We start from the raw sequence: 8,237 nt of genomic DNA on the forward strand, positions 1-8,237 counted from the left end.
GGATGTACCAAGTGAAGAACCTCAAGAAGGCCGCTGCCCTCACCATGGTCGCCGGTGGCATCGTCGCCGCCGGTGCCGGTGTCGCCTCCGCCCACGGCGCCGAGGCCTCGGGCAAGGCCCTCAACTCGCCGGGCGTCGCCTCCGGCAACCTGGTGCAGGTCCCGGTCCACGTCCCCGTGAACGTCTCCGGCAACACGGTCAACGTGATCGGCCTGCTCAACCCCGCCTTCGGCAACACCGCCCTCAACAACTAACCCCCGGCCCCCTCCCCCCACTGCGAGCTGCGCCCGCCCACCCCGTTGTGGGCCCGCGCCCCGCCCGTTGTGGGCATTCGTTCCACTGTGGCGGTGCCCACCCGCACCCCCCGGCCCCGCCCGTTGTGGGCAGTCGTTCCGCTGGGGCGGTGCCCACCCGCACCCCCCGGCCCCGCCTCGTTGTGGGCAGTCGTTCCGCTGGGGCGGTGCCCACCCGCAACCCCCGGCCCCGCCTCGTTGTGGGCATTCGTTCCGCTGGGGCGGAACGGGTGGGCACAACGGACGGCGCCCCTTGCCGGGCCCAGGCTTCCACGCCTGAACCCGCACCCGATGCTCGGCGCGCAACTCGGTGCGGGTCAGGGCGCAGGGGGCGGGGGCGCCGCCAAGCGCGCCGTCCCGTGTGCCCACCCGTCCCGCCCCAGCGGGACGATTGCCCACACGGCGGTGGGCGCAGGCCCACGCGGGCGAAGGCCCACACGGGGGGTGCGGTGGGCGAAGGCCCACACGGCGGCGTGGCAGCCACGCGCGGCAGCGGCCGCAGGCCCGCACGGGGTCGCGCCGCGGCAGCCCCCGCGAAGGGGCGGTGGGCGACGACCACGGCAGCGGGCGACGCGCACAGCCGACCTCAGACCCCCCGCTCCCGCTCCCTCTCCTCCACATACGCGTTGTACGCCGCCACCTGGGCCCTCCGCGCCACCCTCTCCACCGGCCGCAACGCCTCCCCCCGCGCCGCGATCTCCGACGCGCTCACCGCACCCCCGTGCCCGTGGCCGTACGCCAGGTTCACCAGCAGACCGATCCGCTGCGCCAGTTCCAGGACCCGCACGGCACGTGGCGGATACCCGGGCGCCAGCACTTCGCGCCCGACCTCCGCCCGCGCCCGGTACGCCTCGCGCGCCGCCTCCGCGGCCGGCCCGGAGGCCGCCACGTCGAGCCGGGTCAGTACCGCGGTCGCGTCCCGCAGGGCCTCCGCCAGTTCCCGTTCGGCCTCGCCGAGCGACGGCACGTCCGCCGGCGGGGCCTCTCGTACGCCGAGGCAGTGCCAGACCACCGAGACGTGCACGTCACCGTCCGGCCCGGCCTCCGAGACTTCCGGTACGAGCCCGTAGGGCGCGCCGAAGCCGACCACGGCCTCCTCCGCCTCCAACGCGCGCGCGTTGAAGTCGGGCGGCCCGCTCAACCCGAGCGGATGCCCCGGCGCGGGCAGCGCCACCCGCCAGCCGGTCACCCCGAGCCGCCGCAGCCGGCCGAGGGCGAGCGTCAGCCCCACCGGTCCCGCCTCACCCGGCAGCCCCTCCACGCGGTGCACCGCGTCCTCCCCGACAATGGCCAGTGCCGCGTCGTCCGGCGACACCGCCCCGGCCAGCAGGGCATTGCCCCAAGCGGCCAGGCGTCCTGAGCGTGGTTCCGAAAGCATCTCCCCAGACTAGGCACTCCAAGGAAGCCCTAAGGACCGGCCCGCTCCGTCGATAACGTAGGTTTTCCCCTGGACGCCGCGCCCATCGGCGCAAGGCGACGACACGACTCGACCGCAAGGGGAGACAACGCGCTCATGAGCGATGTACTGGAGCTGGTGGACGTATCCGTGGTCCGCGACGGACGGGCTCTGGTGGACGAGGTCTCCTGGTCGGTCAAGGAGGGCGAGCGCTGGGTGATCCTCGGACCCAACGGCGCCGGCAAGACGACCCTTCTGAACATCGCCTCCAGCTACCTCTTCCCCACCAAGGGCACCGCCCACGTCCTGGGCGAGCAGCTCGGCGGCGTCGGCACCGACGTCTTCGAACTCCGCCCCCGCATCGGCATGGCCGGCATCGCGATGGCGGAGAAGCTCCCGAAGCGCCAGACCGTTCTCCAGACCGTCCTCACCGCGGCGTACGGCATGACCGCCACCTGGCACGAGGACTACGACCCGGTCGACGAGGACCGCGCCAAGGCCTTCCTCGACCGGCTCGGCATGAACGAGTACCTCGACCGCAAGTTCGGCACGCTCTCCGAGGGCGAGCGCAAGCGCACCCTGATCGCCCGCGCGATGATGACCGACCCGGAGCTCCTCCTCCTCGACGAGCCCGCCGCCGGTCTCGACCTCGGCGGCCGCGAGGACCTGGTCCGCCGCCTCGGCCGCCTGGCCCGCGACCCGTACGCCCCCTCCATGATCATGGTGACCCACCACGTCGAGGAGATCGCGCCCGGCTTCACCCACGTCCTGATGATCCGTCAGGGCAAGGTCCTCGCGGCCGGTCCCGTGGAGACCGAGCTGACCTCCCGGAACCTCTCGCGCTGCTTCGGCCTGCCGCTCGTCGTCGAGCGCGTCGGCGACCGCTGGACCGCCCACGGTCTGCCCCTGAAGTGACCGAGCGGAGTGCCGGCGTCCCGCACAGTCGCCCGCGCCCTGTCCCGGAGAGCCCCACCCGCCCTACCATGACCATGTGGACATCGACGCATGGGTCTGGTGGTTGATCGGCGCGGTGGGGCTCGGCATTCCGCTGGTCCTGACCGCGATGCCGGAGTTCGGCATGCTGTCCGTGGGAGCGGTCGCCGGCGCGGTGACCGCCGCGCTCGGCTTCGGCGTCGTCCCTCAGGTGCTCGTCTTCGTCGTCGTCTCGGTGGCGCTCATCGCGGTGGTCCGACCGATCGCGGCCCGGCACCGCGACGGCGGGCCCGGACTCGCCACCGGCGTCGACGCCCTGAGGGGGCGTCAGGCCGTCGTCCTGGAACGGGTCGACGGGAGTGGAGGGCGCATCAAACTCGCCGGCGAGGTCTGGTCCGCCCGGGCGCTCGACACGGGCCAGAGCTTCGAACCGGGCGAACAGGTCGATGTCGTAGAGATCGACGGGGCGACAGCCGTCGTCATGTGACCGAACCTCGCCCATGACGCCACGCCATCTGGGAAACTCGATCATGCAAGGCCACCCGGCAGTCAACAGGCAGCGAAGGGCACGGGGAACACGATGTCAGCAGTCATCATCGTCCTGATCATTCTGGTGGTGCTCGTCTTCATCGCCCTGATCAAGACGATCCAGGTCATCCCGCAGGCGAGCGCGGCGATCGTGGAGCGCTTCGGCCGCTACACCCGCACTCTCAACGCCGGACTGAACATCGTCGTCCCGTTCATCGACTCGATCCGCAACCGGATCGACCTCCGTGAACAGGTCGTCCCGTTCCCGCCGCAGCCGGTGATCACCCAGGACAACCTGGTCGTCAACATCGACACGGTCATCTATTACCAGGTGACCGACGCCAGGGCCGCGACCTACGAGGTCGCCAGCTACATCCAGGCGATCGAGCAGCTCACCGTCACCACCCTGCGCAACATCATCGGCGGCATGGACCTGGAGCGGACCCTCACCTCCCGCGAGGAGATCAACGCGGCCCTGCGCGGCGTCCTCGACGAGGCCACCGGCAAGTGGGGCATCCGCGTCAACCGCGTCGAGCTGAAGGCGATCGAGCCGCCGACCTCCATCCAGGACTCGATGGAGAAGCAGATGCGCGCCGAGCGCGACAAGCGCGCCGCGATCCTCACCGCCGAGGGAACGCGCCAGTCCGCGATCCTCACCGCCGAGGGCGAGAAGCAGTCGGCGATCCTCCGCGCCGAAGGCGAGTCCAAGGCCGCCGCCCTCCGCGCCGAAGGCGAGGCCCAGGCCGTCCGCACGGTCTTCGAGGCCATCCACGCGGGCGACCCCGACCAGAAGCTGCTGTCGTACCAGTACCTCCAGATGCTCCCGAAGATCGCCGAAGGCGACGCCAACAAGCTCTGGATCGTGCCCAGCGAGATCGGCGACGCCCTCAAGGGCCTCTCCGGAGCCCTGGGCAACGCGGCCCCCGGCGCCCCCGGCTTCAACGTCAAGGGCGACGTACCGTCCGCGCGGCGAGACGAACCGCAGGTTGACTGACACGTACACGTAATCCTCGTGCATGATCGGTGCGAGCCCCTCGACCCTGACGACCTCAGGGCGGGGAGGCGAGCCACTGACCATGTAAGGAGATGGCGTTGTCCATCTGGGAAGCACTGGCGGTCTTCGCCGCCGGCATCGGCGCCGGCACCATCAACACCATCGTCGGATCGGGCACGCTGATCACGTTCCCCGTCCTCCTCGCGACCGGACTCCCGCCGATCACCGCGAACGTCTCCAACGCCCTCGGCCTCGTACCCGGTTCCGTCAGCGGGGCCATCGGCTACCGCCGCGAACTCAAGGGTCAGAAGGCCCGGATCATCCGACTCGGCGGCGTCGCCCTCCTCGGCGGACTCATCGGCGCGATCCTGCTCCTCGCACTGCCGTCCAAGGCGTTCGACGCGATCGTCCCCGTCCTCATCGGCCTCGCCCTCGTCCTGGTCCTCTTCCAGCCCCGCATCTCCGCCGCGGTGAAGCGCCGGCGCGAGCAGACCGGCACCGAGGCACACCCCGACGGAGGCCCCGTCCTCCTCGTCGGCCTCTTCCTCGCCAGCATGTACGGCGGATACTTCGGCGCCGCACAGGGAGTGCTCTACCTCTCCCTCATGGGCCTGCTGCTCCACGACAGCCTGCAGCGGATCAACGCCGTCAAGAACATCCTCGGCGCCCTCGTCAACGGCATCGCCGCCGTCTTCTTCCTCTTCGTCGCCGACTTCGACTGGACCGCCGTCCTCCTCATCGCCGTCGGCTCCACCCTCGGCGGCCAGATCGGCGCCAAGGTCGGCCGGAGACTGCCCCCCTCGGTCCTGCGCGGAGTGATCATCGTGGTCGGCGTGGTCGCGATCCTCCAACTCACGCTCAAGTAGCCCGCGTCCGGCCGACGGGAAGGGCCCGCCTCCCCACCCGGGGAGACGGGCCCTTCCACCTGTCCGCGGATCACGAGTCTACGCGGCCGAGTTCGCCAGCCACTCCGGCAGCTCCGACCGCTCGCTCGCTCGCAACGCGAGCAGCATGGCGTCCGCCGGCGTCGGCTCGAACGGCTGGTGAAGCAACGGCATCCCGGCCTGCTCGGGTGTCCGGTCCGCCTTGCGGTGGTTGTCCTCGGCGCACGAGGCGACCGTGTTCAGCCAGCTGTCCCCACCGCCCTGCGCCCGAGGCACGACATGGTCGACGGTCGTCGCCCTCCGCCCGCAGTACGCGCACCGGTGCTGGTCCCGGACCAGCACCCCCCTCCTCGACCACGGGGCCTGTCTTCGGAACGGCACCCGGACGTAGCGGCACAACCGGATCACCCGCGGCACCGGAAGATCGACGGCGGCACCTCGCACCCTGAGCTCGGGATGGGCCTGCTCGACGACGGCCTTGTCCTGCAGGACGAGCACCACCGCACGATTGAGCGTGACCGTCGAAAGCGGCTCGAAGCTCGCGTTGAGAACCAGCGTGTCCCGCATGTTGCCCACCTCCCGTATGCCGGCCCCAGTCCCGGTGCGGGGCTGCGGGCTTGGATCAACGATGGCCGGGCCGGCCGGGTCGGACAACGCAATTTCTCGCGAAACAAAAGGTGCCCGCTTCTGATCTCTCCAAGACCAGAAGCGGGCAAACAACAAACGAACGATCAGACCGCCCCGGGAGCCGCGTACTCACCGATCAACTGGGCGCGCCCCAGCGTGTGGAAGCGCAGGTTGAAGCCGATCGCCGCAGGCGACGCGTCACCGTCCGGACCGAGCTTCTCGCTGTCCACCGCGTACACCGTGAACACATAGCGGTGCGCCGGATCCCCGGCCGGGGGAGCGGCGCCGCCGAACTCCTTCGACCCGTAGTCGTTCCGCACGTGCACGGCACCGGCCGGCAGTCCCTCGAACGACCCCGACCCCGCACCGACGGGCAGCTCCGTCACCGACGCCGGGATGTCGAACAGCACCCAGTGCCAGAACCCGCTCCCCGTCGGGGCGTCCGGGTCGAAGCAGGTGACGGCGAAGCTCTTCGTCTCCGCCGGGAACCCCTCCCAGCGAAGCTGCGGCGAGGTGTTCCCCGCCGCGTACACCTGAGCGTCCTTCAGGACCCCGCCCGGCGCGACGTCGTCGCTCACCACGGTGAACGACGCCACCGGCGGATGGAAGTCATGCGGGAGCGGCGCCCTCTTGCCCTCGGACACGTCGAATCCTCCGAATCACGTGTTGCTACTGCCTCGGCAGCTCTCTCCGGCCGAGCCTAGAGCCAGTTGCGCCGCCCACCGACCTCGGCGAGCCACTGGTTCAGGTACGCCGCCCAGTCGGTGGTGTGGAAGTCGTGCAGCCCCACCTTGAACGCACGGAAGGAGTCGCTGCCCTCTCCGAACAGACCCGGCTTCTTGTCCATCTCCAGCACGACGTCCATCTCACGGTCGTCCGCGACGAAGCTGACCTCGACCTGGTTGAGCCCCCGGTACTGCTGCGGCGCGAAGAACTCGATCTCCTGGTAGAACGGCAGCTTCTGCCGCGTCCCCCGGATCTGCCCGCGCTCCATGTCCGCGCTCTTGAACCGGAAGCCCAGCTGGAGGAAGGCGTCCAGGATCGCCTGCTGCGCCGGAAGCGGGTGCACGTTGATCGGGTCCAGGTCACCCGAGTCCACGGCCCGGGCGATCTCCAGCTCGGTGGTCACACCGATGTTCATGCCGCGCAGCTGCTGCCCGGAGACCGACGTGATCGGCGTCTCCCACGGGATGTCCAGACCGAACGGCACCACGTGCACCGCTCCCGCCTTGACCTCGAAGGCCCCACCCAGGCGCACCTTGACGAACTCGATGTCCTGCTTGTGCTCCTGATCGCCGCCCTCGACCTCGACGCGCGCCTGCAGCCCGATGGACAGCCCCTCGATCTGCTGGTCGACGCTGCCGCCCTGGATCCGCACCTCACCCTGGACGACCCCGCCCGGGACCACGTTCTCCTCGGTGAGCACCGTCTCCACACTGGCCCCACCGGCACCGAGGCTCGCGAGCAGCTTCTTGAATCCCATGACTTCCACTCCTTCTCAGTCCTGACCCCTACATACGCGCGACGACCGTAGCCGGTTCCCCTACTACGCTCGGGCGCCATGAGCGAGAGTTCAGACCGTACGCCGCTCCCGCGGACCTTCTTCGACCGCCCCGTTCTGGAAGTGGCCCCCGATCTCCTGGGCCGCACACTCGTCCGCAACACCGAGCAAGGCCGCATGGAGCTGCGCCTCACGGAGGTGGAGGCGTACGCCGGCGCGATCGACCCCGGCTCCCACGCCTTCCGCGGCCGCACAGCGCGCAACGCCGTCATGTTCGGCCCGCCCGGTCACGCCTACGTCTACTTCACCTACGGCATGTGGCACTGCCTGAACCTGGTGTGCGGACCCGAGGGCCACGCGAGTGGTGTCCTGCTGCGCGCGGGTGAAATCCTCCGCGGCGCCGACCAGGCCCGCTCCCGCCGCCGCTCGGCCCGGTCCGACCGCGAGCTGGCCAAGGGCCCGGCCCGCCTGGCCACGTCTCTCGACGTCGTCCTCTCCCTCAACGGCACCGACGTCTGCGCCGGCTCCGATGCCCCCCTCGCCCTCCTCACCGGCACCCCAGCGCTCCCGGACCGCATCCTCACCGGCCCCCGTACCGGCGTCGGCGGCGACGGGGCCTCCCACCCCTGGCGCTTCTGGCTCACCGACGACCCGACCGTCAGCCCCTACCGCCCCCACACCCCCCGCAAGCGCCGCCTTGACTCTGCCCGACCGACCGACTAACGTAGCCCGAGCCGCTGGATCCGGGCCTGCTTGTTCGAGCACCCCGCAGTGGCCATCCACTACTCAAGATGACACCCCGATCGGGGTTCATTTCGGCATTCCGAAATTCGTTTCGAATGACTCGATTATGAGCCTCCACGGAAATCAGCTAAAGTAGTGACCACGCCGAAAGGCGAAAGGCAGCCAACAGGCCACCGGATACAAACTCCGAACCGGAAACGGAACGGAAAACGATCTGGTAAGGTTGGAAACACGAAATACCGAAGGGAAAGCCCGGAGGAAAGCCCGAGAGGGTGAGTACGAAGGAAGCGTCCGTTCCTTGAGAACTCAACAGCGTGCCAAAAATCAACGCCAGATT

At 70.0% G+C, this 8,237-nt stretch carries 11 protein-coding genes; 6 read left to right on the plus strand and 5 right to left on the minus strand.

Going from position 1 to position 8,237, the window contains the following annotated elements:
- Positions 1-11 precede the first annotated feature (11 nt).
- Complete coding sequence (locus OO54_RS17430) at positions 12-254, plus strand: chaplin (protein ID WP_017238516.1); 243 nt, start codon at positions 12-14, stop codon at positions 252-254.
- Positions 255-879: 625 nt separating this feature from the next.
- Here the strand turns inward: OO54_RS17430 and OO54_RS17435 are convergent.
- Positions 880-1,671, minus strand: a complete 792-nt coding sequence (locus tag OO54_RS17435) for a hypothetical protein (protein ID WP_017238515.1) — start codon at positions 1,669-1,671, stop codon at positions 880-882.
- A 135-nt stretch (positions 1,672-1,806) separates the two neighbouring features.
- Between OO54_RS17435 and OO54_RS17440 the strand changes: the two genes are divergently transcribed.
- From OO54_RS17440 to OO54_RS17455, 4 genes are all read left to right on the plus strand, one after another.
- On the plus strand, positions 1,807-2,604 hold the full coding sequence (locus OO54_RS17440) for an ABC transporter ATP-binding protein (protein WP_017238514.1): 798 nt from the start codon (positions 1,807-1,809) through the stop codon (positions 2,602-2,604).
- A 76-nt stretch (positions 2,605-2,680) separates the two neighbouring features.
- Positions 2,681-3,109 (plus strand): NfeD family protein, encoded by a 429-nt coding sequence (locus OO54_RS17445; protein ID WP_033204143.1) that lies wholly within the window; start codon positions 2,681-2,683, stop codon positions 3,107-3,109.
- 93 nt (positions 3,110-3,202) lie between these two features.
- Positions 3,203-4,144, plus strand: coding sequence for an SPFH domain-containing protein (locus tag OO54_RS17450; protein WP_033204144.1), 942 nt, complete (start codon positions 3,203-3,205; stop codon positions 4,142-4,144).
- A 92-nt stretch (positions 4,145-4,236) separates the two neighbouring features.
- Entirely contained in the window at positions 4,237-5,010 is a 774-nt protein-coding gene (locus OO54_RS17455; RefSeq protein ID WP_200146639.1) for a sulfite exporter TauE/SafE family protein, read from the plus strand.
- Positions 5,011-5,088: 78 nt separating this feature from the next.
- Here the strand turns inward: OO54_RS17455 and OO54_RS17460 are convergent, their stop codons facing one another.
- The 3 genes from OO54_RS17460 to OO54_RS17470 form a co-directional block, all read right to left on the minus strand.
- Complete coding sequence (locus OO54_RS17460; protein WP_017238511.1) at positions 5,089-5,595, minus strand: HNH endonuclease; 507 nt, start codon at positions 5,593-5,595, stop codon at positions 5,089-5,091.
- A 164-nt stretch (positions 5,596-5,759) separates the two neighbouring features.
- Positions 5,760-6,299: a YbhB/YbcL family Raf kinase inhibitor-like protein gene (locus OO54_RS17465; protein WP_033204147.1), complete on the minus strand. Its 540-nt coding sequence runs from the start codon at positions 6,297-6,299 to the stop codon at positions 5,760-5,762.
- 56 nt (positions 6,300-6,355) lie between these two features.
- A complete protein-coding gene (locus tag OO54_RS17470) occupies positions 6,356-7,138 on the minus strand; it encodes a sporulation protein (protein ID WP_017238509.1) in 783 nt (260 codons plus the stop codon).
- Positions 7,139-7,216: 78 nt separating this feature from the next.
- On the opposite strand from OO54_RS17470, the gene OO54_RS17475 reads away from it, so the two are divergent.
- The gene (locus tag OO54_RS17475; RefSeq protein ID WP_033204148.1) at positions 7,217-7,879 is read left to right on the plus strand and encodes a DNA-3-methyladenine glycosylase; all 663 of its coding nucleotides are present in this window, start codon (positions 7,217-7,219) and stop codon (positions 7,877-7,879) included.
- Positions 7,880-8,027: 148 nt separating this feature from the next.
- Here OO54_RS17475 and OO54_RS46780 read toward each other — a convergent pair.
- On the minus strand, positions 8,028-8,237 hold a 210-nt coding region (locus OO54_RS46780; RefSeq protein ID WP_209440899.1), incomplete at its 5' end, for a hypothetical protein.

It is taken from the genome of Streptomyces wedmorensis, from assembly GCF_000716445.1.
Classification (GTDB): domain Bacteria; phylum Actinomycetota; class Actinomycetes; order Streptomycetales; family Streptomycetaceae; genus Streptomyces; species Streptomyces wedmorensis.